2 protein-coding genes are annotated in these 3,031 nt (G+C 65.6%); both read right to left on the bottom strand.

From position 1 onward, the window contains the following. Window positions 1-212: 212 nt before the first annotated feature. On the bottom strand, window positions 213-1,040 hold the full coding sequence (gene lgt, locus DBR23_RS09030) for a prolipoprotein diacylglyceryl transferase (RefSeq protein WP_108498029.1): 828 nt from the start codon (window positions 1,038-1,040) through the stop codon (window positions 213-215). A gap of 255 nt (window positions 1,041-1,295) precedes the next feature. Then, on the bottom strand, window positions 1,296-3,031 hold a 1,736-nt coding region (gene ilvD / locus DBR23_RS09035; RefSeq protein ID WP_233250353.1), incomplete at its 5' end, for a dihydroxy-acid dehydratase.

Consider the following 3,031-nt stretch of genomic DNA (forward strand, 5'->3'; position numbering starts at 1 on the left):
CGCCAAAGGCGGGCTGTTTGCGGTGTTCTGGCTGGGAGAGCACCTCAGCGTTACGGGCTGGGTGGGCGGTGCGCTCATCGTGGGCGCCGCCCTGTGGACGATGGCGCGGCGGGGGGACGCGCAGCACTGACCGGCTGCCCACCCGCCCCTCGCCCCAGGCACTACCATTTTGATAGCTGCTTGGGCAGATAGTACCGGCGCTATCGCCCGTTTTATCTCGAAACCAGCGCCCCCTCCGGCTGCCGCTGTGCCCACAGCCACATCACTGCGCCGCCTACGATCATGGGCACACACAGCCATTGCCCCATGCTCATGCCCAACGACAGGATGCCCAGGAAGGCATCGGGCTCGCGGAAGTATTCGGCAATGAAGCGGAACACACCGTAGCCGAACAGGAAAGCGGCAGCCACCTGGCCAGGGCGACGCTCCTTGCGGGCATACAGCCACAGCAGGATGAACAGCAGCAATCCTTCCATCAGGAACTGGTAGACCTGCGACGGGTGGCGCGGCTGCATGGAGCCACTGTGCGCAAACACCATGCCCCAGGGCAGATCAGGGCTGGCAAAGCGGCCCCACAGCTCACCGTTGATGAAGTTGCCCACTCGCCCTGCCGCCAGCCCCGTGGGCACGCAGGGCGCCACAAAGTCGGCCACCTGCAGCCAGGGGCGCTGGCGCGAATGGGCAAACCACAGCATGGAGACCACCACACCCAGCAGCCCGCCATGGAAGGCCATGCCGCCCTGCCACACGGCAAAAATCTCCAGCGGGTGGCTCAGGTAGTAGCCCGGCTTGTAGAACAGGCAGTAGCCCAGCCGCCCGCCAATGACCACGCCGGCCACCCCCAAGAAGAGGATGTCTTCGACATCCTTGCGCGTCCAGGCGCCGGGCCCTGTGAGGGAAGCAAAGGGCGGGTGCTGCAGGCGCCGGATGCCCAGCAACATGAACAGGCCAAAGGCCGCAAGATAGGTCAGGCCATACCAGTGCACAGCCAGCGGGCCGATCTGCAGGGCGACGGGGTCGATGTGGGGATAGGTCAACATGGTGGCGGGTATTGTGCCCGCGCTGGGGATGACCCCGCACCCAGGGCCGCTTGCCCCGGGCAAGACCATCGGGTGGCCGCTGCCGCGCCAGGGCGATCCGCAGGACCCACAGAACCCATTTTTGAATAAAAAGCCGAGGAAGTGCTAGTCCATCATGCGCTGACAGCTATCAAAAGTAGAGCGCCGATAAAAAAGCCGCGCCCTTTGGGCGCGGCTTCCAAGCGGCAGCAGGGCACCCGGCCCCGCAAAACCCCCTCAGTCGTCCAGCAGCGACAAGTCGCGCACGGCGCCCTTGTCGGCAGACATCACCAGCTTGGCATAGGCCTTGAGCGCAGCCGACACCTTGCGCGGGCGCGGCTGCGCAGGCTTCCAGCCCTTGGCGTTCTGTGCTTCGCGACGCTTGGCCAGTTCTTCGTCGCTCACCAGCACGTTGATCGTGCGGTTGGGGATGTCGATGCGGATGCGGTCGCCGTTCTGCACCAGTCCGATGGCACCGCCCGCTGCGGCTTCCGGCGAGCAGTGGCCAATCGACAGGCCCGAAGTGCCGCCCGAGAAGCGGCCGTCCGTCAGCAGCGCGCAGGCCTTGCCCAGGCCCTTGGACTTGATGTAGCTGGTGGGGTAGAGCATTTCCTGCATGCCGGGGCCGCCCTTGGGGCCTTCATAACGCACGATGACCACGTCACCGGCCTTGACCTTGTCGGCCAGGATGTTGGCAACGGCCTCGTCCTGCGACTCGGTGACATGGGCCGTGCCCTCGAACACCAGAATGCTTTCGTCCACACCGGCCGACTTGACCACGCAGCCGTCCACCGCGATGTTGCCGGTCAGCACGGCCAGGCCGCCCTCTTTGCTGAAGGCGTGGTCGTACGAGCGGATGCAGCCCTCGGCGCGGTCCAGGTCCAGGCTGGGCCAGCGCGTGTTCTGGCTGAACGCCACCTGCGTGGGGATGCCTGCGGGGCCTGCCATGTAGAAGGTGCGCACGGCGTCGTCCTGCGTGCGCACGATGTCCCACTGGTCCAGCGCGTCCTTGAGGGTGGCGGTGTGCACCGTGGGCACGTCGGTGTGCAGCTTGCCGGCACGGTCCAGCTCGCCCAGGATGGCCATGATGCCGCCAGCACGGTGCACGTCTTCGATGTGGTACTTGTTGGTGTTGGGCGCCACCTTGCACAGCTGCGGCACCACGCGCGAGAGGCGGTCGATGTCGGCCATGGTGAAGGGAATCTCGGCCTCGCTCGCAATGGCCAGTAGGTGCAGGATGGTGTTGGTGGAGCCGCCCATGGCGATGTCCAGGGTCATGGCGTTTTCAAACGCCTTGAAGCCCACCGAGCGGGGCAGCACGCGTTCGTCGTCCTGCTCGTAGTACTGCTTGGCCAGGTCCACGATGCGGCGGCCGGCGCGCTTGAAGAGCTGCTCGCGGTCAGCATGGGTGGCCACCACCGTGCCATTGCCGGGCAGCGACAGGCCCAGCGCCTCGGTCAGGCAGTTCATGGAGTTGGCGGTGAACATGCCCGAGCACGAACCGCAGGTGGGGCAGGCCGAGCGCTCGACCTCGGCCACATCGGCGTCGGAGTAGTTGGTGTCGGCGGCAATCACCATCGCGTCCACCAGGTCGAGCTTCTTGAACTCCATGACCTTGGTGACCGGGTTGGCCAGGCGGGTCTTGCCAGCTTCCATCGGGCCACCCGAAACGAAGATCACCGGAATGTTCAGGCGCATGGCGGCCATCAGCATGCCGGGGGTGATCTTGTCGCAGTTGGAAATGCAGACCATGGCGTCGGCGCAGTGCGCGTTGACCATGTACTCGACCGAGTCGGCAATGATGTCGCGGCTGGGCAGCGAATACAGCATGCCGTCGTGGCCCATGGCAATGCCGTCGTCCACGGCAATGGTATTGAACTCCTTGGCCACGCCGCCAGCGGCTTCGATCTCGCGGGCCACCAGCTGGCCCAGGTCCTTCAGGTGCACATGGCCGGGCACGAACTGGGTGAACG

The organism is Acidovorax sp. HMWF018, from assembly GCF_003061035.1.
GTDB lineage: Bacteria > Pseudomonadota > Gammaproteobacteria > Burkholderiales > Burkholderiaceae_C > Acidovorax > Acidovorax delafieldii.

Excerpts from the sequence above, each read along its gene's own strand:
- lgt (WP_108498029.1), bottom strand. The coding sequence starts at position 1,040 with ATGTTGACCTATCCCCACATCGACCCCGTCGCCCTGCAGATCGGCCCG.